Source organism: Streptomyces griseicoloratus (assembly GCF_014534645.1).
GTDB lineage: Bacteria > Actinomycetota > Actinomycetes > Streptomycetales > Streptomycetaceae > Streptomyces > Streptomyces griseicoloratus.
The window spans coordinates 1-21,418 of the sequence record NZ_JACVQF010000187.1; the positions used below are offsets into that span (position 1 = coordinate 1).

15 protein-coding genes and 7 pseudogenes are annotated in these 21,418 nt (G+C 68.2%); 10 read left to right on the plus strand and 12 right to left on the minus strand.

Features of this window, described 5'->3' with window-relative positions; translation table 11 throughout:
* Nucleotides 1-191 precede the first annotated feature (191 nt).
* The gene (locus tag H0H10_RS40720; RefSeq protein ID WP_306420943.1) at nucleotides 192-734 is read left to right on the plus strand and encodes a hypothetical protein; all 543 of its coding nucleotides are present in this window, start codon (nucleotides 192-194) and stop codon (nucleotides 732-734) included.
* A 106-nt stretch (nucleotides 735-840) separates the two neighbouring features.
* Nucleotides 841-1,278: pseudogene (locus H0H10_RS40725) on the plus strand (ATP-binding protein); the annotation flags it as partial.
* Nucleotides 1,279-1,330: 52 nt separating this feature from the next.
* Here the strand turns inward: H0H10_RS40725 and H0H10_RS13650 are convergent.
* The gene (locus H0H10_RS13650; protein ID WP_188181207.1) at nucleotides 1,331-1,969 is read right to left on the minus strand and encodes an HAD family hydrolase; all 639 of its coding nucleotides are present in this window, start codon (nucleotides 1,967-1,969) and stop codon (nucleotides 1,331-1,333) included.
* Between the two features lie 480 nt (nucleotides 1,970-2,449).
* Here H0H10_RS13650 and H0H10_RS13655 point away from each other — a divergent pair, with 480 nt between their 5' ends.
* Complete coding sequence (locus tag H0H10_RS13655) at nucleotides 2,450-2,854, plus strand: hypothetical protein (protein ID WP_188181208.1); 405 nt, start codon at nucleotides 2,450-2,452, stop codon at nucleotides 2,852-2,854.
* A 310-nt stretch (nucleotides 2,855-3,164) separates the two neighbouring features.
* Entirely contained in the window at nucleotides 3,165-3,377 is a 213-nt protein-coding gene (locus H0H10_RS41230; protein ID WP_223179883.1) for an integrase core domain-containing protein, read from the plus strand.
* A 1,182-nt stretch (nucleotides 3,378-4,559) separates the two neighbouring features.
* On the opposite strand, the pseudogene H0H10_RS39840 reads toward H0H10_RS41230, so the two are convergent.
* Nucleotides 4,560-4,828: pseudogene (locus H0H10_RS39840) on the minus strand (hypothetical protein).
* Nucleotides 4,828-5,072 (minus strand): annotated as a pseudogene (locus H0H10_RS39845) (hypothetical protein). The pseudogenes H0H10_RS39840 and H0H10_RS39845 overlap by 1 nt, the downstream one beginning before the upstream one ends.
* A gap of 471 nt (nucleotides 5,073-5,543) precedes the next feature.
* On the opposite strand from H0H10_RS39845, the gene H0H10_RS13665 reads away from it, so the two are divergent.
* On the plus strand, nucleotides 5,544-6,119 hold the full coding sequence (locus H0H10_RS13665; protein ID WP_188181209.1) for a dihydrofolate reductase family protein: 576 nt from the start codon (nucleotides 5,544-5,546) through the stop codon (nucleotides 6,117-6,119).
* Nucleotides 6,120-6,236: 117 nt separating this feature from the next.
* On the opposite strand, the gene H0H10_RS13670 is transcribed toward H0H10_RS13665, so the two are convergent.
* From H0H10_RS13670 to H0H10_RS13685, 4 genes and pseudogenes are all read right to left on the minus strand, one after another.
* Complete coding sequence (locus H0H10_RS13670) at nucleotides 6,237-6,542, minus strand: endonuclease VII domain-containing protein (RefSeq protein ID WP_188181210.1); 306 nt, start codon at nucleotides 6,540-6,542, stop codon at nucleotides 6,237-6,239.
* A gap of 901 nt (nucleotides 6,543-7,443) precedes the next feature.
* Nucleotides 7,444-7,644: a hypothetical protein gene (locus H0H10_RS13675; RefSeq protein WP_188181211.1), complete on the minus strand. Its 201-nt coding sequence runs from the start codon at nucleotides 7,642-7,644 to the stop codon at nucleotides 7,444-7,446.
* 174 nt (nucleotides 7,645-7,818) lie between these two features.
* Nucleotides 7,819-8,825 (minus strand): annotated as a pseudogene (locus H0H10_RS13680) (DNA polymerase Y family protein).
* A 5-nt stretch (nucleotides 8,826-8,830) separates the two neighbouring features.
* Nucleotides 8,831-9,121 carry a hypothetical protein gene (locus H0H10_RS13685; RefSeq protein ID WP_188181212.1) on the minus strand — a complete coding sequence of 97 codons (291 nt, stop codon included), beginning with the start codon at nucleotides 9,119-9,121 and terminating at the stop codon, nucleotides 8,831-8,833.
* On the opposite strand from H0H10_RS13685, the pseudogene H0H10_RS40525 reads away from it, so the two are divergent.
* Nucleotides 9,074-9,181 (plus strand): annotated as a pseudogene (locus tag H0H10_RS40525) (DUF6233 domain-containing protein); the annotation flags it as partial. The gene H0H10_RS13685 and the pseudogene H0H10_RS40525 sit on opposite strands and share 48 nt — an antisense overlap.
* Here the strand turns inward: H0H10_RS40525 and H0H10_RS40960 are convergent.
* The 5 genes and pseudogenes from H0H10_RS40960 to H0H10_RS13710 form a co-directional block, all read right to left on the minus strand.
* The gene (locus H0H10_RS40960) at nucleotides 9,133-9,495 is read right to left on the minus strand and encodes a DUF6417 family protein (RefSeq protein WP_188181213.1); all 363 of its coding nucleotides are present in this window, start codon (nucleotides 9,493-9,495) and stop codon (nucleotides 9,133-9,135) included. The pseudogene H0H10_RS40525 and the gene H0H10_RS40960 overlap by 49 nt on opposite strands.
* 899 nt (nucleotides 9,496-10,394) lie before the next feature.
* Complete coding sequence (locus H0H10_RS13695; RefSeq protein ID WP_188181214.1) at nucleotides 10,395-12,650, minus strand: ABC transporter permease; 2,256 nt, start codon at nucleotides 12,648-12,650, stop codon at nucleotides 10,395-10,397.
* Nucleotides 12,650-13,357 (minus strand): ABC transporter ATP-binding protein, encoded by a 708-nt coding sequence (locus H0H10_RS13700; RefSeq protein ID WP_188181215.1) that lies wholly within the window; start codon nucleotides 13,355-13,357, stop codon nucleotides 12,650-12,652. Before H0H10_RS13700 ends, H0H10_RS13695 begins: the two co-directional genes overlap by 1 nt.
* A gap of 82 nt (nucleotides 13,358-13,439) precedes the next feature.
* Nucleotides 13,440-13,787, minus strand: a complete 348-nt coding sequence (locus H0H10_RS13705) for a hypothetical protein (RefSeq protein ID WP_188181216.1) — start codon at nucleotides 13,785-13,787, stop codon at nucleotides 13,440-13,442.
* Nucleotides 13,788-14,622: 835 nt separating this feature from the next.
* Nucleotides 14,623-15,095: pseudogene (locus H0H10_RS13710) on the minus strand (PadR family transcriptional regulator); the annotation flags it as partial.
* Between the two features lie 38 nt (nucleotides 15,096-15,133).
* Between H0H10_RS13710 and H0H10_RS13715 the strand changes: the two are divergent.
* The 4 genes and pseudogenes from H0H10_RS13715 to H0H10_RS41235 all read left to right on the plus strand — a co-directional run bounded on the left by H0H10_RS13715 (nucleotide 15,134) and on the right by H0H10_RS41235 (nucleotide 21,412).
* Nucleotides 15,134-15,951, plus strand: a protein-coding gene (locus H0H10_RS13715; RefSeq protein WP_188181217.1) for an IS5 family transposase whose coding sequence is annotated in 2 segments (ribosomal slippage) — nucleotides 15,134-15,482 and nucleotides 15,482-15,951 — 819 coding nt in all. Because the reading frame shifts where the segments join, the coding sequence is not laid out codon by codon here.
* A 1,013-nt stretch (nucleotides 15,952-16,964) separates the two neighbouring features.
* Entirely contained in the window at nucleotides 16,965-17,714 is a 750-nt protein-coding gene (locus H0H10_RS13725; protein ID WP_188181474.1) for a class I SAM-dependent methyltransferase, read from the plus strand.
* 575 nt (nucleotides 17,715-18,289) lie between these two features.
* Nucleotides 18,290-21,008: pseudogene (locus tag H0H10_RS13735) on the plus strand (helicase associated domain-containing protein).
* A 14-nt stretch (nucleotides 21,009-21,022) separates the two neighbouring features.
* On the plus strand, nucleotides 21,023-21,412 hold the full coding sequence (locus H0H10_RS41235) for a hypothetical protein (RefSeq protein ID WP_188181218.1): 390 nt from the start codon (nucleotides 21,023-21,025) through the stop codon (nucleotides 21,410-21,412).
* Nucleotides 21,413-21,418 lie beyond the last annotated feature (6 nt).

Consider the following 21,418-nt stretch of genomic DNA (forward strand, 5'->3'; position numbering starts at 1 on the left):
CGAGCATGCCCTGACGGTGACGGAGACCGGGCTGGCCTTCGTGCAGGACGCCCGGCGCCGCGGAGACATCTGCCAGCCCTTGGACTGGATCACCGAGGTCTACCACCCACTCGGCAGCGGCGAAGCCGTCATCCCCGACGCTGCTCTACTACCGCAGCTCCAGCAGTACGGACGACGGCGAGGGCGGGGCGATGCTGCGGGCCTTCGTCGAGGTCTACCGGGCCACCATGGGCCCCAAACGCCTCGCCGCCAAGTTGACCGCCTACGCCCGGCTACACCGGTGCGTGCCCGCACCCCCGCCCGGCGCGCGGCACCGGCCGGCCATCCAGGAACCAGCGAAGGAGGACTGGCGGCGCCGCTACCCGCTCTTCCCACGGCTGCTGTTCATCCTGGACGGCACCGGCCCCGCAGGCGTCGAAACCCGCATCCACGCCCTGCACGCGGCCGCCCGCGACGTGACGCTGGCCGACTTCCTGCGCGAGGTCCTCGTCCTCGCGGCACCGATGACCGACCTGCTCCAACACGGCCCCGCCGCACCCACCATGAACCCGACCACGGCAGGTCACAGGCTTGCTGGCTGTGTGCGCGAGTTGCTGTGCCGTCGTTTGTCGGCGGGTTCGCGGCAAGGCAGGGCCGCAGCAGGACGGCGCCACGCGATCGGTCGGGGGCTGCGGGGCGGCGCCGACGCGGTGTACTACGCCCATGGTCGAATACCTCCAGTGGCACACCGATGACTGGCTCGCTCACTTCGCCGCGCGGGGGCACCCGGCTGTACGGCCGCTGGCCGCAGCAGAGAGGTCCTCCGGGATGACCTCGTCCCGTGCCAGATGCTCCGCCCGGAGTTGCACCGGCAAGTCCCACATGCTCATCGCTCTGGGCACGGAGGCCGCCATGAAGGGCTACCGCGTCCGCTACACGCTCGCCACCAAACTGGTGAACGAGCTGGTCGAAGCCGCCGACGAGAAGCAGCTGAACAAGACCATCGCCCGCTACGGCCGCGTCGACCTTTTGTGCATCGACGAGCTCGGATACATGGAACTAGACCGGCACGGCGCCGAACTGCTGTTCCAGGTTCTGACCGAGCGGGAGGAGAAGAACAGCGTCGCCATCACCTCAAACGAGTCGTTCGGAGGCTGGACGAAGACCTTCACCGACCCCCGTCTCCGCGCCGCCATCGTCGACCGGCTCACCCTCAACGGCACCATCATCGAGACCGGAACCGACTCCTTCCGCCTGGCCAGCACCCGAGCCCGTGCCGAACACGCAGAAGCAGGCTGATCAACCCCTCCACCGCCTGGCCGCCAACCGCTGAAGGCCGGCCAGGCCGACGTCATCCGAGCGGGACAGGCCCTCCAACCCGGGGACCAGCGTCCAGATGAGCTGTGATGCGCGTAATCGTCCGGGCATTGTCCTCGAACAGATGCGCCTGCATGCCCGCCGCCTGAGCAGCCTCAACATTGACTGCAAGATCGTCGATGAACAGACAGCTCTCCGGCCGCATCTCCAGGCTGGCGCATGCGGCCTCGAAGGCACGCGGGTCCGGCTTCTCGAGGCCGATCTCGTGCGAGTACACGATTTGCTCGACCAGTTCGTCGAAGTGATACAGCGCCGTCTCCCGCTCCCGGGCACCGACGAAGCTGTTGCTCAGGATGCCCAGCCTGCAGCTTCCCCGCAGCCCACGCACATAAGCGATGAGCTCCTCGTTAGGCGTTCCCAAGTACTCCGCCCAGAGATCAGCCATGAAGCCTTCAACCTGGGGCGCGTCGAGCCCCAAGCGTGCTGCCACCTGCTCGTGAACCTCTCGTTCACTGATACTCCCGACGCTCCCGGCTTGCCACAGGTCGCGCATCCGCTCATGCACAGTGCCGAACGGCAACCCCAGCCGCTCTTCCCACCGCTGCACACACCCCGTTTCCGGCGTAATCTCCAGCACGCCACCAATATCGAGAATGACGCAGGTCGCCGTCACTCGAACTCCCCCTCTTCGTCCTGCCCTGCTGGCGAGCGCACACCGCTCGCTCGTGTGATCTACGGAGACACTGTCGCCCTTCCCTCTGGGGCAAGGTCAAGCGATCTTGAAACCTTGTGGCAGCCCTGTTGCGAGCCGCCGACACGACTCGGCTGCATCGGCAGGTGCCTTTAAAACTCGTGACGAACCGCGGAGTCCTCGACCGGACGATGACGTCAGAACTCGTCAACAAACGCTGCGGCAAGAAGTGATCGAAGCCACCGGCGTCACCATCGACTGCAGCATCAACTTCAACGACGCCGAGTTCTCGGGCACAACAGTGTCCTTCATCGACGCGAAGTATCGCACCTGTTGAGGTGCACCGCCGCGGTTCATATGAGTTCCTTGAGTCGCTCTTGCCTGCTGCGTAGACAGTGGGCCCGCCATTTGCAGCCCATGCCGACGACGTAGCGGGTCGCACGGCGGGGTAAGCACGGGACTATGGGAAGCAGAAGACGACTGGGCTGGAACGAGGATCGGACGATTGACGGCACTGTTTACGCAGTGCTGTCCGTCATCGCTGGTGCCCTCTTCCTTATCGGCCTATGCGGGTTGTTGCTCGGTGTGAAGGTCGATGCGAGCGAGGGGGAGCCTCTGAAGTGCGGGACCGCCGTCACAGGCGTGGAAAGCGCCGTTACCTTTGACGCCGTCCAGGCCGGGCTGCCGGATCGGGCTGTGGACGCTCGCGTTGCGGCGTGCGACTCGGCGATCAACACGCGGCGCGTCTGGGCTTGGCCGGCCACCGGAGTGGGAGCAGTAGGCGGGTTCGTGCTCGTCTACCTGGTGCCCTTCGTACACCCGAGTCCCGAGTGGGCTCTCTCGAAGGTACGGCCAATCCACCGTTGAGCTTCATCGGCTGCGGCGTCGCGCGGCGCACTTGGCACGCAGCCCACGCCCCGCCCGGCCTGGAAGACCTCCGCTTTCGACGAGCGGGCGAGCGTCGCCGCGGTTGTCAGACGAGGCCGAGGGCAGCCAGTGTGGTCAGAAAGTCCCATGGAGACAGCGAAGGCTCTCCTGCGGACAGGATCGCCTCTGCGCGTGACGCACCAGTGATACGGGTGAGGGTGAGCCACGAACTGAAGAGCGCGACGAGCACCTACTACGCCGCCAAGAACCGTACCCCGAGCTGATTAAGCCCCGCAGGCCCTGGCACGGCCTGGCCGACGTCGAGCTCGGCACCGCGGAATGGGTCGACTGGTTCAACAACCAGCGCCTCCATACCGCCATCGGGAGCATCCCGCCCCACGAACACGGACCGACCACTACGCTCAACACCAGGCCCAACCGGCGGCTGGAGTCAACGCACAGAGCCTCCACCGATGCCGGAGCGCTTCACCCTGACGCCGCCGACACGCCCCTACGCGGCTGACTCTCCGCTCGCCTACCTCTTGGACCTGGCCGTCGACGTCGGCGGGCCCACCGAGGAGGAGCAGCGCGACGACGCCGAAACCACCGCCGCCCATCATGTCTACAGCGCATACTCCGCACAGCCTCGCCCAGGTCGTCGACGCCGTGGACTAGCGCGGCTACCCCGCCCTGCGCCCCGACGGCTTCAAGGAGTTCGAGCCGTCGGCGGTGGCCTGGCTGGACGGCGGACTGTGGCTGCACCACACCCTGCCCATCACCGAAGCCGACGGCGCCGGACTCAAAAGCGGGCGGCTCGTCCAAGCACCGCCGCATATCAATGATCACCGGAAATGCACCGTGCGCCGTGCAGATGACCCGACCTGATCATCACGACCCGCTACCTGACAAACCTGCAGATCAGGCCCTTAGCCCAGGACCAGCTTCCACGCTCGCCACGGCTACCGAAGCACCAGCACTGTCTGACCATAGCCGCACACCAAGCTGATCACCCCAGACCAGAACACCCGCTCCTGATCACAAACACTGCTCCTGGACAACCGCCCTCGCCACGCTGGGCATCGACTGGGCAAGGCCGGTGACGATCCCCCAGGCCGCCCGGGACAGCCTCCGACCACCTCCAGCGCCGTGTCCGGGGACCGGGCCTCGCAGGGCCCGGGGCCCGCGCTGTGTCGCGCTCCGACCGACGTTGCCGCGATCTGCGGCCTGCCGAGCCCAAAATCTGGGCGCCCTCCCTTCCTCCTTACCTGAGCAGGTCCACCGGCAGCGGGCCGATGCCCGGTTCCGGCGGGTGTCCACAGCGAGCTGATGCGCAACACACCGTTACGCGTTAGTCCTTGAGTGTGATACGGCTAGAGATCTTCAACACCTTGCCGACGCAACAGAGCGGTTGGGAGGTGCTCTGATGCGGGCCGGAGCGGGGGACGTCGATGGTCGATACGGCTGGCATGGGCCAGGGGACTGAGGGGGTCGGAACGCCTCCTGACGTGGTGGGTCCTCACGGTGCAGCGCATGCACTCTTCGATCTGGCTCCCGAGGAAGACAGCGGATCGGACACTCTGGGCCGCTACCGGTACCAGGCGGAGGTAGCCGCAGTTACGAACTTCCGGTACCTGACGCCACGGCAGCCGAACAGACACGAGAAGGCGCATCTGACCAGCAGAGATAGCGAACTGCAACTGGAGTACTAGACCTCGCGGTAGGCGACGACTACCACGGTGGGCAAGGCGGTGACGAAGTATAGGACGCGGACCTGTTCGACGTCGTCGGTGTACTGGCGCAGTTGGAGGCCGGTGGTGTCGCCGGGGATCGGCTGGCCGATCTCGGGGTCAACGGAGATGACGACCAGGGTGCGGTCGAGGGCGTGGAGTTCTGCTTCTCTGGTGAGGGACTCCAGCTGTTCGCGGCAGCATCCGAGAAGGTGATCCGGGCGCGCCGGCCCTGGCGAGGGGGCATCAGGCGACGGCCGGGCGCTGCGCGGCCAGGCGGGCGAGGTGGGCCTCGCGCAGCTCCTCCCACGGGGTGCACTACTCAGGGTCGGGCAGGCCGTGGGCCGCGATGTCCTCCAGGACCGCGGCGAACTCATCGGCCCGGGCCCGGATGGCGGCCGCATAGGCGCGGACCGCGTCGGCGGCCGCGGGCTCCAGCTGCTGCCGTACGGTGGGTCGGCGGTGTCGGCGGGGGCCGGCTGGGCGCTCATCGAGGCCTCCACGAGTGGTGGAACTAACCTAGACCACAACGGTATCCCCGGACAGGCGCGCAGTGGACCGCTCACAAAGATCTGGGACTTCACGAGACGAAGCCCACGTTGGTGACGTACTCGTGGCCACGGCGAGCCGACGCCGATGACCTGGCGATCGAGGCTTCCGTCCACTGCTGGCGAAGCGGACGGAAGCGATGGGGGCGTTGTATCCGGCATCGATCGCCACCGCTCCGGCCCCCTCCCTCGCCCCGACCACGACGGCCAACCCCCGACCAGAGCAGGTTGGTGTTGCGCAGACCATCCGGCCAAAGCTGCGCAACGGAGTTCGGATGCGGGTATCTGCGGCGGCTCCCGCACGTTCGAGCGCGTCGGTGATACAAGTCACATCACCTGTGGCGATGACCTTGTTCGCTGAGACTGGTCCATTCAGGCGCGACAATCGATCAGCAGCCACGAAGGGGCCACATCATGCGGAAGATCATCCACTTCGTCCACACCTCGCTGGACGGCAACATCGAAGGCCCCAACGGCGAGTTCGACTGGCCGGCCATGGGACCGGAGCTGTCCGCTTACTCCCGTAGCCTCATGGAACGAGCCGACACGTTCCTCTACGGGCGCCCGGTCTGGGAGATGATGGCCGGCTTCTGGCCGAACGCCGAGTCCATGTCCGACGACCCGCACGACCTGAAGTTCGCCCCGATCTGGCGCAGCACCCCCAAGATCGTGTTCTCCCGAACCCTCACCGAGCCCGGCCACGGCGCCCGCGTCATCAGCGATTCGAAGCTGGTCGAGGAGGTCACCGCCCTCAAGGCCGAGCCGGGCAAGGACCTGCTGCTGACGGGCGGCGCCTCCCTGGCCGCCGAGCTCACCGCCCACGGCTTGATCGACGAACACCAGGTCGTTGTGCACCCGGTCGTCCTCGGTGGCGGCAAAGCACTCTTCCCGGCTCCCTTGCAGCGACTCAACCTTCAGCTCGCCGACTCCCGGACCTTCGACTCCCAGAGCGTGCTCCTGTGCTACCAGCCCGCGCCCACGGTGATGTAGCCCCCAGGCGCATCTACGCAGCGTCACCAGTGGCGGCCAGATGACTCCCCGTTAGGTGGCCGCCAGTGGGGAATTTCAACTGGCCGCTATCAGAGGGAGCGACCGTCATGGCCCACCTCAGCCTAGGTGGGCCAGATTCGTCTTGCCGTACAGCCAGCGCAGCGGCCCGGCTGGCGGCGTCTCCCAATATGCCTGGAAGCACGGCTTGCCGGGATGCGTCCCGGCCTGCACACTCCGTCCGCACATGCCTTCCAGGTGGTTGCAGGAGACGCACAGCAAGCCTCGGATCAGTCCGGTGCGGTGGTCGTGGTCGATGGCGTAAGCAGGGGCGTCACAGGTGGCGCAGGTGCCGTCCTGGATGTCGTGGAGCCGCCACCACACATACCAGCGAGGGATCTTCTCCTCGGGCCACTGTTCGGGCAATGGGCCTTGCCACGGGCGGGGGAAGTACCGCGGGGCATGCCAGCCGCCGCACCGTTGGTCGGGCGGAATCTGCGTGGCGGGCACCGGAGGGCCCAAATCCTCCTCCCGCCATCCGCCAGCCCGGTGGCTGCGCCAGTGAGGGCAGTAGATGGTGCTGAGCCCGCGGGTCGGGCTCCACAAGTGGTACCCGTCCGAACCGTCCAACGGTCGTCTGGCGTAGCGCGCTGGTCCCGTTGCCCTGGAGTGTGGGGCGCGCAGGGCGGATGTCTGGCGCGCCGGCGGACAGCAGCATCGATGATCTCGACAAGGTGATCAGGTAGTGGTCGCGGTGGTCGGATCGGAGTGGGCATGGCGACCTCCAAGGCAACGGGCGATGTGACGGCCATGCTGCCCGGTGCCTCTGACAAAGCGACGCCTCCGAGACCCCGAGGTCCGGGGACGGCTACTTACCGGCCGGGTTCAGCTCGCCCAGTCCTGGGCGTAGCCCAGCACCCGGCAACTGGTTTCCGTGGCCGCCGAGGTGACCCTCCCGGGTCTTCGGCCGGCGGTGCTAAGGACGTATCAGGCGCAGGGGGAGGGCGGTTCCTCATCCGCGAGGCCGCCAGCTCCCAGTGTCCGCCGCGGTGCTGCGGCCGTCGCCGTGTGGGCTCGGAGGACACCACGGGCCCGCAGCTCCTCAACGTCGGGGAGGTCGACTGCGGGCAGGGAGTCGAGCAAGTCGGCCTGGGCGGCGCGGATCTGCGCGGGGGCCTGGGGGCCGGTGCCAAGGATACGGCGCGCTGTCACGCGAGCATCGTACGGGCAGCCCGTCGCGGCAGAGCGGCCGGCCGGTGTTCTGCCCCATGGCCCGGATGCCCGGGTGTTGGTCTCTCCGGCCAGCACCGTCCACGGGGCCAGACGGTCACGTCGGCCACGTGGCGAGCACAAGGCCGGTCTCCTCGTCGACCAGAGTGATCCGGGCGTCCGGCAGCGCGCCGTACGAGCCGACCCAGGCCACGAACTTGCGTCGCGCCACCATCTCGCTCCGCCACCAGCCCTGCATCGTCCGACGGCCGGTCGCCGTCAGGGTCAGGTGAAAGCGCTCGTCAGGGTCGGAGCTCATCTCGCCAGCCTCAGCCTGCGGTGCTGCGGCGCGGGGACAGGCCCGCCGCGGCAGCACCCACACAGAGTCCGCGAAGCCCCTCTCTGGTCCCGGGCCCCGGCGACCGCGGCATGACGGTCAGGCTGTGGTGACGGCATGAATCCACAGTTCACCCCACCCGATCAGGACGTTGGATCAGGATGCGTGGCGGAACACGGCGGCGGGGCCCATGACGCCGGGTCCGAACTTGTCGCGGATCCGGTCGACGGCCGTCTCCGCCACCAGGCGCGCCTCGCGGACAGTGTCGAGGCTGATCTGCTGCGCAACCTGACCGGCGTCGACCAGATCCTCGCCCGTGAGGGCGATTCCGGTGAGGCGGCCGCGCTGCAGGCCGGCAGCGTCGATCAGCCGGTAGGCCATGGTGCGCAGGTCCTCGTCGTGAGCGGACGGCTCGGCAAGGCGGCGGGTCTTCTCCAGCTGGTCCCGCCCGCGAAGGTGAGGGTCAGGGTGAGGGCGCGGGCAGCCTGGCCGCGGTGGCGCAGCAGGCGTCCGAGGGTGACGACCAGGCCGAGGAGGGCGGCGCGGGTTTCGGCGCCGTCCAGGGTGTGGCGGTCGAAGGTGTTGCGGACGGTGGTGGAGGCGGGCAGGGCGCGGGGGACGACCGGGCGGGGGTCGATGCCACGGGCCCGGTCCGCGGCCAGGCGGCCGGGCTTTCCGCCGAGCAGGCGTTGGACCGTGGCGGGGGTGACGGCGGCGAGCAGGCCGGCGGTGTGGATGCCGTACTCATGGAGGGCTTCGGCCTGGCGGGGGCCGATGCCGTATAGGGCTTCCACCGGGAGCGGGGCGAGCCAGTCGGCAGCCTCGTCGGGGGCGACGGCGAGGACGCCGCCGGGCTCGTCGACTTGGGCGGAGGCGGTGGCCGCGACGGTGACGGTCGGGCCGATCCCGACCCGCACGTCGACACCCAGCCGGGACAGGGTGCGGACCCGCAGCATCTCCCCCAGCCGACGCGTGTCCGGGCCGTGGTAGCGCAGCGCGCCCTTCAGTTCCACCAGCGCGGCCGTGGGCGGGAGGGCCTGGACGACCGGCGAGAGCTCGGCGAGCTGTTCCAGGACCTGCCGGTAGGTCTCTCCCGGCAGCCGGTCCGGGCAGCGCACGTGCATCACCGTCGCCACCCCGCGAGCCGATCCATCTGCGGTCATCACCGTCACCTCTCACCCACCACGCTATCGAACAGAAAATCGAACACGCGAGGACGCGGGCAGTGGATCATGGGTCTAGAATCAAAAATATGTTCGATGACTTGCCGCCCGACCTGGAGCGCCTCCAGACCCTGAGGGTGTGGCACGTCATGTGGGTGCAGCGCATCGACGCGAAGATCGCCGCGATCCTGCAGCGGCAGGCGGAAGAGGAACACGGCCGGACCAACCGGCCGCGGCCACCGGAGTGGATCGTCGAACTCGGCATCGGCGCCCGGCGCCCGCCCCTGCAGGTCCACGCCGGCGACTGCTACATGGCCGGCAAACGGCACCGCCCCATCGACCGTGACGAAGCCCGCCGGCTCCTCGCCTCAGGCCTGAAGGCCTGCGGCCACTGCCAGCCCGACGTCCAGCTGCACATCATCGACTTATCCCAGCCCTGGTGCCGCAGGCTGCGTACCGGGTCAGTTCTCCGACGGGATACGGAAGGCAATCGCCTCGCCAGCCGGTCCGCCTCCCTCGACATCGGCCCCGGCTCCTGCGCCACCGTCACCAGCAACCGCAGCACGTCATGCGCCTCCTCCAGCGTCAGCAGCGCCAGGCGCTCCGCGGTGCCCATCGGGGCGAAGTCGATCTCATCGAGGTCGAGGTCGATGTGCTGGTCGTCGTCCATGACCGGGCAACGTACCCAGACCCAGCGCGGTAACGCGCCGGGGAGACAGCATCAGCTCCGCCCAGCGATGCCAGGCGGAGCTGATCCGAGTGCGTGATCGTGAAGGGCGGTCGCCTACGCGGCGAGAGGCTCTGCAGGGCTTCAGCTGAACGATCGTCCCTGCAGGCTATAGGTGAGGCCCGGGGACACTGTCCCCTCCACAACCACGATCATCACAACACCGGCACTCCCGTGGTCATTCCCGACGCCACTCAGGGCAGGGCCTCCGTCCTGACTCGGGGGATACAGGACGGAGGCCCGGTCTGAGTCTGGCATCGAAGTGGCCGTGCCCGCTTCCTCCCTTCCCCGCATCGCGCTCGCCTGGCCCCGTCTCGCGAGTCGGGTCGGGCGCCTCGTCGTGTCCGCCGTACGCTCGGCACCCGTGGCACACACTTCGAAGAACTCGTGGAGATGCAGCGCGCGGCCGACGCCGCTCACGCCCAGGTCCAAAAACTCTGGGACGACTACGGGCCGCCCGCCCACAGGAGCGAGCAGCAGTCCAGACCTAAGTGACCGGAGGCCGTGCACGGCATCGACATGCCCCAGCAGGTGCCAGATTTCGGTGACGGAGCGTCGAGCCACCTGCCAGGTCGCTGCTTCGTCCCGCCACACGCTGTGCTGGCGGGACAGACCAGAGTCCACAGCAGTGGGATGGGCCAGATGGGCAGGCCGCGCTGGAGGATGGTGGTGCGGCAAGACGTGATGCGACTCGCGTCCTTGGGCTGGCGGTGTGAAGCGATGTCCACCACGGACAGTCGCAGGTGGCTCGTTCAGCGCATGCTGTGTACGAGGTGAGTGCGTGGGTCGACAGGCATCAGGCTTGTGGGGCCCCTTGTCTCTGCTTCAGCTGTCGGCCCGGGTCAGTCACCGCGGGGGCGCCAGGCGCGTGCTTGGCGGACTGCCACGGTGGCTGCCCACAACCACATGAGGACGCTGATGAGCAGGACGATCCCCGCTGCTGACCAGGCGAGTTCGCGGGGAATATAGGACACTCCGTTGCCGGTGATCGGGGCTGCAAGGCCAGCAGCGATGATGCTCCCGGCGAGGCCTGCTACAGCCAGTGGAGTGAGTACGGACCATGCCGAGCTCGTACGGAAGACCCTGAGGCCGCCGGTGAGCACGGACAGGGGTGCGAGCGCACGCCCGTGCCGGAGGAACTCTGCCATTGCGCTGAGACTTGCTGTCAGGGCAAGTACGGCGATGCCGATGACACCGAACAGGGCGCTCCAGCGGCCCTGGTCGCGGTTGGGGATTCCGGCAGTCAGCTGGCCTTCGCCCGGAGTTCTGACTTGCGCGCCGCGCGGGAACACCTCGGAGGCCAGTTGCTTGACGGCTGGGATGGAGAGCGTTTCTCCGTTGCGGCTCAGAACGGCGAGGAATGACTGCCCTGCGGAGGAGGCCGCGTGCTTGGCAAGGTCGTGAGTGTTTGTCCGGTGGACATCTAGGAGCAGTGCTCCGTGTGGTGTCCACCTGATCAGTTCCTGTAGCCGGGGGTCCTGCGGCGCTTCGCTGATGCGGGTCGTGGTGGAGGGGCAGGGAAGGTGCAGGTTGGCGAGGGCGTCGCAGTCGCCGTGCAGCTTCATCGGGCTATTGGCGTCTGTGGGGTCGGCCGGCGGAAGGAGCAGGACGGCTTCGGTGTCCGGCAGGCGGTCCAGGAAGGTCTTCATGTCCGAGGTAGGTACTGCGCCTCTGGCACCGACGGTGATGATGCTGCGGCCGACGCGGTCAAGGGTGTGTTGTGCTTCGGCGCTCTGCGAGCCGAAGAGCCCCTGCCAGGCAACTGCCTGCATGAGGAGGATGAGCGCGACTGTGATGCCGGTGACCAGCCGGGCGGTGGCACCCGGGTGTGCGTTGGTGCGGCGTCCGGCCACGAGGGTTCCCGCCAGACTGTGTCTTTGTCCCCAGCCGGTAAGGACGCGGCCGGCGGCGGCGGTGACGGTAGCGACAGCGGCGGGGAGGGTGAGGACGGTTCCGGCGATGCCCGCCCAGCTGATGAGGGTACGTGCGGCGGAGTCGGGGCCGGCGAAGTCGGGGCCTCGTACCCCCAGAAGGATCATGAGGGGGCACAGTGCTGCAAGGCGGGACAGCCAGGCAGTGCGGGCGGCACTGTGTGGGCGTGTTGCGGTCGCCGCCTGGCGCTGGGCGAGATCGGCCAGGACCACCGCTGCTAGGACGGCCAGGAGAGCGACGAGGGGTATGAGTCCGGCCCACGAGCCGTACTGGCGTAGATACCCGGACGAAATGATGTAGTTGGTGTAAGGGACATGCAGGTCGTACAGCAGGGGGGCGGTAACGGCCGCCGCGCCGAGCAGTGCGCCCAGCAGGGCCGGCTGTGCCGCTTCGCCGATGGCGACCAGAGCGCGGTCCCGTCGCCGTCCGCCGAGCGCGGCAACCAGCGCGGTCCTGCGGTCGCGGGCGTGTGCGCCGGTGCGTGCCGCGACGAACATCAGGGCGAGTGCCGGCAGTACGAGCATGCCGAGTACGGCGGCCTGGAACATCCACTCCGGCTTGTCGTCCTGGCGTCCTGTCCCTGGTTCCAGACCGGGTGCGAGCCAGCCGCCCGCGGAGGGGCCGAAGCCCGCGATGACGTCGCTCTCTCGAGCAGCAAGGCCATCGCGGGGACGAACGTAGGCGAGCCATTCGGTCGGTTCGTCCAGGCCCGAGGCTTTGATGGTGCCGGCCAGTTGCCCGTAGCGGTGGTCGATGTCCTCTGATGCGCCCGCTTCGCGCAGTGCCGGGGACAAGACCACCTGCCCGGGCGCCGGCCAGTGGTCCACGCCGGGTGGCAGTGGGGCGGTGCCCTTGTGCGGCGCAAGGTACACAACGCTGAAACGCCGTTCGCCCGCAAGTGAGTCGGAACCCACCAGCCACCTGGTGGAGTTACCTGTGCTCTCTGCGGGGCCGTCGGACACTGCGGGGGTCCTGGCGATGCGCCGCTCTTCCTTGCCCGCATACACAGCGTGAACTGCGACAACGCTTGCCAGCCCGACAGAGAGGACCAGTGTGGCAAGGAGCAGAGCGACGAAGCGGACGCCTCCGGCCTCTGCCCGTCGGCCGGCGGTGCGCCCGACGGCGAACAGCCGCCGCGACAGATGCCATGTTTTTTCCGAAGCCATCACGTCACCGCCCGGCTGGTCACCGGTTCCAGGGTCCCGGCGGCGAGCCGAAGCGTGCGGTCTGCGCGTGCGGCAATACCTGGGTCGTGGGTGACCACGAGAAGCCCACAGGAGTATTCACGGGGAAGGCCGAACAGTAAGTCGGCGGTTCGGTCCCGTGTTTCAGTGTCCAGCGCGCCAGTTGGTTCGTCGGCCAGCAGCAGTGCCGGCTCGTTGATCAGTGCGCGGGCCACCGCTGTGCGTTGCCTCTCCCCTCCGGAGAGTTCCTGACTCGTCACCGCGTTCGGGACGCCGAGGTCGTCCAGAAGCTTCTGGGCGCGCTTCCGCGTGTCACGACGTTTGCGGCGAGCAAGCAGTGCCGCGAGCACGACATTGTCCAGGGGACTCAGTTCCGGCAGGAGTTCACCGAACTGGAAGACCATGCCGACCGACTGGGCGCGCAGGGAGATCAGCTGTGATCTGCGCAGCGCGGTGATGTCCTGTCCGGTCACCCGGACCGATCCGGCGCGCGGCTTGATCAGGCCCAGCACACACGAGAGCAGCGTGCTCTTGCCGGAGCCGCTCGGCCCGGTCACGGCGATCGACTCACCTGCTCGCAGCGAAAGAGATAGGCCGTCGAACAGGATCGACCCACCGATCGCGTGCTGCAGTCGTGCGATCTCCAGTACTGGCTGGGAGTCCTTTGCGGCGCCGTGTGCGGTGCCCACGTCTCTTGTCCTCACTGTGCTGTGTGCCCTTAAATGCGGAATGCGGTGGGGCGTTGGGTCCGCCCCACCGCATCAGTTCCTCTTAGTTGCCGTCATTGGGACGGTCGTCCGGGCCACACCGGTCCGGGGTGAGCTGGAGGTTGACGCAAGCGGTCACCTTCTGGACGTAGTTGCTCTCGTCCTTGACCGTGTACGTCGTGTTCCCGTAGCCCTCGTGGTTGTCGAGCCGCAGGCCCGTGTTGCGCAGGCGGTCATACAGGTTGTAGACGGCGTGGCTGTCACCCTGGTTGTCCAGGACCGCTGCCGCGCCGTTGGTGCCGTGGCTGTACGCGTGCGCGCCGGTGGTTTTCGAGTCCAGGCTCTCCCCGGCGCCGGCGGACGCCTGACCAGCCCCCGAGAGCGCCAGTACGGCGGCACCCCCCCCCACCACGATCTTGCCGACAGTTCTACGGACAGACTTGAATCTGCCCTGCGCAGCACTCATACGGGCGTGTCGAGCACTCGTTTGATCACGCCATGACGTCCTCACACTTTCATGACATTTAGGCAGCAGGGCGGGCGCTTGCAGCGGTACGTCCGGAACCCAGCGTCCCGTTTCCTTTACGGCCAGCACCCGCCGAGGCCGGAATGCCCCCCAGCGGGCACTTCGTCACCCTGGCGGAGCAGCGCAAATGATCACTCTGTAACGGAAAATTTGTGCGAGATTAGTGCCGGATTCACTTCAGCATGGCTTGATCCAACCCGCCGGACGCCTCTCCACCGTTCCGCCTGCGGCCATGCTCGTCACGAAGCTCCGATTCTTCTCGACCTGCCCCGGAAGGACCTGGACCACCCAGAGCTTCCCGAGTTGTGGGACACGCTCTACAAGACTGACCGCTTCTATGGACGCCTGGGCGTTCCGGTCAGTGAGCGGGACCTGCAGGGAAGGAGGCATGTGCCGCGACATGGGTGTCGAGGCCCCACGCACCTGCGGATGCGCGGCAGCCAGTGCGAGGCCGTCCACAAACGCCCGGAAGACGAGGAACACCACACCGCCCCGATGAGCGACGAGCACAAGGTCTACCAGGAACGCATCCTGGCGCCGCAGAGGAAGGCAGCGACAGCGCGGTACGCACCCACGTCGGTCGCAGCTGAAACGAGACCGACACCATCCTCGAAGGAGCCGACGGCCGCCGCGTCGGCTGGGAGATGCAGGTGTCCATCACGGACCAGGGCGGCCAACGCGACGTCCGCGCCCGCGCCGCCAAATCCGCTCCCCCCGTTCGTCATGCCGGGCGGACCTCCTTGGTCAGGGCGGCGAGCCGGGCCGCCGTAGTGGTCATCCAAGGAGGTCGGCGTCGAGGTGGCTGAGGGCGTAGTCGGCCGAGAGCATGGTCGTTAGGTCCGTACCCGGGGCCGTCTTGAGTGCCTCGAGCTCCCGCTTCCGTCCCACGTGGGCGGCGCGCTGGGCCAGCAGGTAGGAGCCCGCGTCGCCGCCGGTGAGGATCAAGACGATGACCTTGGCGAAGATCTCGTTCGTCACGAAGGGCGCGGGCGGTGCGATCTCCCCCGACCACCGCGTCAGTTCGCGGAACCCCTCGTCCGTCGCGCGATACGCCGTCCGCTCCGGACCGCCGTCCGACGCGGTCCCGTCGACCTCCACGAGACCGTCCCGGACCAGCCGCTGCAGGGTCGTGTAGACCTGCCCGTAGGCCAGCGGGCGGGCCTGGGGGAAGCGTTCGTCGTGGCGTCGCTTTAAGACCGTGTCCTATGTGGTGAGGCGTCGTTGAACTCGACATGGGGCGGGGTACGTGGAGTTGGATTGTTCCGGACGGGTTGTGGGAGATCGCGAAGCCGCTGATCCCGCCGTCGAAGGTGCGACCGCAGGGCGGTGGAACACAGGACATCCCTGATGAGACGCTGTTCGCCGCGATCATCTACGTCCTGGTGTCCGGCTGCGCCTGGCGTGCGTTGCCACCGTGCTTCGGCGTCTCGAAGTCGACCGCCCACCGCCGGTTCCTGATCTGGTCGAGAGCCGGCGTCTGGGGCCGGCTGCACGAGGCCGTGCTGCACCGGCTCGACGACGCCGGCCTCCTCGACGTCACCCGCGTCGTGCTCGACACCGCCCACGTCCGGGCTAAAAAAGGGGCGAACACACAGGTCCGAGCCCCGTGGACCGGGGCAAGCCGGGTTCCAAGATGCACATCCTGTCGGACGCGAACGGACTGCCCCTCCTCGTCGGCGTCTCGGCGGGTAACACCCACGACAGCGAAGGACTGAAGCCGATGGTGGAGGGTCACCAAACGAGACACAACTCCCACCGCGGCCGGTACTTCAAGCCCCAGCGCCTGCACGCCGACAAGGCATACGACCGGGCTGATCTGCGCAGATGGCTGCGGGGAAAGCGGATCGGCGTGCGGATCGCCCGCAAGGGCATCGAGTCCAGCGAACGATTAGGGCGACGCCGCTGGGTCATCGAGCGCACCATGTCGTGGCTCTCCGGCTACCGCCGGCTCAGCCCCCGCTACGAACGCGATCCCCGCAACTACCTGGCCTTTCTCGGACTCGCCGCCGCCCTGTGCTGCTACGAGCGACTCATCCGCCTCACCACATAGGACACGGTCTAAGTCGTAGCCATGGCTCGGCCTCGAGGCGAGCAGCCCCAGGAGGATGTGACGGCTACTCATGGAGATCAGTATTCACCGAATACATGAGCTTGGTCTGCTGGCTCAGGGATTGTGCAGCGGCTCACCAGCGGCCGGGCGCACTACGTCGTCTTCCACCCCGTCCACGCAGAAGCGGACCTGACCGGCTGTCCGTACCAGCGACGGCGCACAGCCTTGGGAGACTGTTCACGGACCACGGCATGGCAGCACCGCTGACGCTGGAAACAGCTTCTTCAGGCGGCGCTGAACTCGTGGGCGGTGCCGCCGCGCCACTTCACCCACTGCGGGTCGTCCAGGATGGCCTCGGGGTCGGCGACGCCTGCGCCTTCGAGGAACACGAGCAGGTCGTGGTCGCTGTGGGCGGTGCCGAGGAACTCGTCCCGGCCGAGGCGGTCACGGTGACTCTCCGGCCTCCTTTAGAGAGGGCCGGTGCACGACGATCGGTGCGCTGGTCGCGCCACCCAGCGCGCCCTGGGCCGGTTCGACGGGCGATGAGGGGGGATACGACACTTCACCCCCCACGGCGCTCGATCCCTCATCATGGAAGGGGACAAGGCGCCTACTCGACGCCGCACTCACGTGCGGCCCCCTGTGCTGAAGCAGACCTGAGAGGGGGCCGCACGGCCCTCCCTCCCGCCGGCCGCTTCAGCAGCCCTCCGACCGGAAGCGCCTTCTCGGGGCGCCGGTCCCTCGGTGGTTTGCCGTACTGGAGCGAGCCCGACCGTGGCCTGTGTGGCGGGCAGCGGCCTCATGATGGGGTCCTCGCACAGGAGCGAGGAGAACCAGCGCCCGGTGCTGCCCTGGGAGACCATCGGGCGGAGTCGAGCTCCAAACCTGTGGTGTGTCGAAGGGTTGGAGTGATTCTCTGGGGCGAGCACGTGCGCCTGGGGCGTTGTCGAGTTTGGTTGGGGTGTATGGCTGTGGCCGGTTACGGGGCCCTCTCGGATGTTTATGAGTGGCTGATGCCAGAAGGGAAGCTGACTCCCGCAGGCTCTGTCGCTGCGTTCGGTGACCTAGTCAAACGGCTTCCCCCGAAAGCGCGCGTTCTCGACTGCGCGTGTGGCACCGGGCAACTCGCGGTGGGTCTGGCTGCGCTCGGCCTGGAGGTGACGGCGACAGACGCGAGCGCTGCGATGGTGCGCCGGACCCATCAACTCGCGGAGCAACATGGTGTCCTGCTGCGCACGTTGCGCGTCAGCTGGGATGAGCTGTCCGATTGTCTCGATGGGTCCCCGCCCTTCGATGTGGTCTTCTGCGTGGGCAACTCGCTCGCCCATGCCGAGGGTGCCTCTGCTCGGTTCGACGCACTCACCGCCATGTCGCGGCTCTTGAGTCGCGACGGACGCCTCGTCCTCACATCCCGCACCTGGGAGCTCGTACGAGCGCGTGGAACTCGTCTGGACGTGGGTCATCGACTCGTCCGGCGCCAAGGACGCGATGCGGTCGTCGTCTACAACTGGCAGATCGAGCAGCGCTGGGACGAAGAGCACCATCTGGAGATTGCTGTGGCGCAGGTGGCGTCGGATGGGTCGGTACTGACGTGTTCCGAGAGGCTGTCGTGCTGGCCGTTCCGGCAGGAGGAGCTCGTCTCGCAGCTGCATGCGGTCGGACTTGGGGTGGAGTCCAACACCTTCGACCCGGACGCCGAAAACTACACGGTGGTCGCCGTAAAGGGGGACGTGCCCGAAGCTGACCAAAGAGATAGGCCTTAGTTCAGAGAAGTGACCAGGCCAAACGAGATCGCACCACTCCAAACGGTCTGGGCATGAGACAGGCCCTTCTCCACAGACAGCCCCAAGTAACACCAGCCTACGAGCAGCAAAGTAGCCCCGCACGCGCGTCGGCGTCGGCCACCCCGCCCGGGTTGCCGGCCCCCTCCCAGGGCGCATGTTCGGGGGGCCGCCCGGGCCTCGCCGTCCTGTCGATAGCAAGGCACTACGACGGTAGAACCGCATATCCGTCGGTGCTCGCCCAACGCACCGCCCGGGTGAGCAGTGCTGGAGCCCAGAGGCGCCGGCGTAAGAGTGTTCTTGCGGCACGGGCCGTCCTCGAGGTGCGGCGGCGGGAGGAGGCGGATGAGTTGCGGGCGGAGTTGTGGCTGTCCACCGCGCCCAGCCGGCGGGTCCGGGCAGTGGCTGATCGGGCCGGCTTGAACCCTGCCCAGGTCCTGGCGCAGCTCGCCGAGCGGGTCGTGGTGAGCGAGGACGGTACGGTGTCGGTCCCGCCCTTCACGCTGTCCCGGTAATCCCGAAACGGTCAGAAAACGAGGTCTAGGGACGATCAGGGAATGCCGGGTATTCAGCTGCGGGAACACCAGATGGACCAGAAATCGAGTTTCCGTAAGTGGGTGGGATTTCCCTGTAAGATCATCCGTGCCCCCCCCGAGGGGGCGCGGGGCACGATCGTGTCCGCGACCGGATCGGGGAAGACGATCACCGCCGCTGCGTGCGCGCTCGAGTGCTTCCCGGGCGGCCGGATCCTCGTCACCGTGCCGACCCTGGACCTGGTCGTGCAGACTGCCCAGGCGTGGTGACTGGTGGGCCACCACTCCCCCATGATCGCGGTGTGCTCGCTGGAGAACGACCCGGTTCTCAACGAGCTGGGCGTGCGCACCACAACCAACCCGATCCAGCTCGCCCTGTGGGCCGGGTCCGGCCCGGTGGTCGTGTTCGCCACGTACGCCTCCCTCGTGGACCGCGACGGCTGGGAGAACCCGTTGGGGCCAGGGGAAGGTTCGCGGGCCGCTGAAGGCCGCCCTAGCGGGCGGGGAGCGCCTCTACGGACAGCAGATGGCAGGTTTCGACCTCGTTATCGTGGACGAAGCCCACACAACCACAGGTGATCTCGGCCGGCCGTGGGCCGCGATCCATGACAACCAGCGGATTCCCGCCGACTTCCGGCTCTACCTCACTGCGACCCCGCGCATCCTCGCCTCGCCCCGGCCGCAGAAGGGTCCGGAGGGCCAGGAGATGGAGATCGCGTCGATGGCTGCGGACTCCGAGACGTATGGCCCGTGGCTGGCCGAGCTCCGGCTGGCGGAGGCGATCGAGCGGGGGATCCTCGCGGGGTTCGAGATCGACGTGCTCGAGATCCGCGACCCCTCGCCGGTCCTGGGAGAGTCGGAGGAGGCGCAGCGGGGCCGGCGGCTGGCCCTGTTGCAGACGGCGCTGTTGGAGCACGCGGCGGCGTACAACCTGCGCACCGTGATGACGTTCCACCAGAAGGTCGAAGAAGCGGCGGCGTTCGCGGAGAAGCTGCCCGAGACCGCGGCCGAGCTGTACATGAACGACGCCTCGGACGAGGACCTGGCGAAGGCGGAGGAACTGCCGAGGTCGTCGATCGACGCGGAGTTCTATGAGCTGGAGACCGGCCGCCACGTCCCGCCGGACCGGGTGTGGGCGGCGTGGCTGTGCGGCGACCACCTCGTCACCGAGCGACGCGAGGTCCTGCACCAGTTCGCCAACGGCGTCGACGCAGCCGGCCGCCGGGTCCACCGCGCCTTCCTCGCCAGCTGCCGCGTGCTCGGCGAAGGCGTCGACATCACCGGCGAACGGGGAGTCGAGGCCGTCTGTTTCGCCGACACCCGCGGCTCCCAGGTCGAGATCGTCCAGAACATCGGCCGTGCGCTCAGGCTCAACCGCGACGGCTCCACCAAGGTCGCCAGGATCATCGTGCCCGTCTTCCTGGAGCCCGGCGAGGACCCGACCGACATGATCGCCTCCGCCTCGTTCGGCCCCCTTGTAGCGGTCCTCCAGGGCCTGCGCTCGCATGATGAACGACTCGTCGAGCAGCTCGCCTCCCGCGCGCTCACCAGCGGCAAGCGCAAGGTCCACATCCGGCGCGACGAAGACGGGCGGATCATCGGGGCCGACGGCGAAGGCAACGGCGCAGACCAGGAGCGCGACGACACGCAGGCAGCCGCCGAAGCCGCCCTCCTCCACTTCTCCAGCCCACGCGACGCGGCGACCATCGCGGCCTTCCTGCGCACCCGCGTCTACCGGCCCGAATCCCTGGTCTGGCTGCAGGGCTACCAGGCGCTGCTGCGCTGGCGGAGAGAGAACGAGATCACGGGCCTCTACGCCGTTCCCTATGACGTCGAGGTCGAAGTCGGAGCGACGAAGGCGTTTCCGCTCGGGCGATGGGTCCACCAGCAGAGGAAGGCACTGCGGACTGGAGAGCTGGAAGAGCGGCGCAAGACCCTGCTGGACGCGCCGGAAGCCGGGATGGTGTGGGAGCCCGGCGAGGAAGCCTGGGAGAGGAAGCGCGCCGCGCTCCGGGCCTACCGGCGGGCCACGGGCCACCTCGCGCCCCGGCAGGACGCCCTCTGGGACGACCCCGCCGGCGGGACGGAGGTGCCCATCGGACAGCACATGGCCAACCTCCGCCGCAAAGACGGCCTCGGGAAGAACCCGGAACGCGCCCGGGTACGCGCAGCACAGCTCACTGCGATCGATGAGGACTGGAACTGCCCGTGGCCGCTGGACTGGCAACGCCACTACCGCGTCCTCGCCCACCTCGCGGAAGACGAACCCGGCGGCGTCCTGCCCGACATCCAACCCGGCGTGACATTCGACGGCGACGACCTCGGACGATGGCTCCAGCAGCAGCGCAAGCCGGGCACCTGGAGGCTGTTGTCCACCGAGCAACAGCAACGGCTGATCACGCTGGGCGTACAGCCCGCTGAGGCGGCATCTCCCACCCCGGCGGGCACGTGTGCGGCCAAGGGCCCGAGCAAGGCCCAGCAGGCCTTCCAGCGGGGCCTCGCGGCCCTCACACAATGGGTCGAACGAGAAGGCCCGGACCGGCCGGTGCCGCGCGGGCACGCCGAGGAGATCACAGTCGACAGCGAGACGGAGCCGGTGACCGTGAAGCTGGGCGTATGGGTATCGAACACTAAATCGAGAAGGAGCCGGCTGGCCGCCGACCAGCTAGCCGCGCTCGCCGAGCTGGGCATGGACTGGGCGAGGCCGGTTACGGTCCCCCAGGCCGCCGCGGACAGCCCCTGACCACCCCCAGCGTCGTGATCCGTGTCCCGGGCCGCTTGAGGCCCGGGGCACGCTGCTGCAAGGCGGTCCAGGCGTTCGTACAGAGCCCGGACGAGCCGGGCACGGTCCTGGGTGCAGCGGGCGGTGCCCTGGATCGGCTGCGAGAGGCGGCCGGCGGCTTCGCGGAGGATGACTTCGGCGAGGGCGCCGCGGCCGTCGTCCTTCGGCAGGGCAGCGTGGCGGTGGACGTCGGCGGCGAGGGCGCGGGCGTGCCCGGTGAGTTGGAGGGCGATCTGCTCGTGTCGCGGGGCATGAAATTCGGGTCCTGCCACGCGAGGACGGCGGTGACGGGCGCTTCGTGCGGGGCGCGGTCCAGCGGCAGTTCGGCGTCGACCAGGCCGTGGGGGTCGTGGAGCACGGTGTAGGCGTCG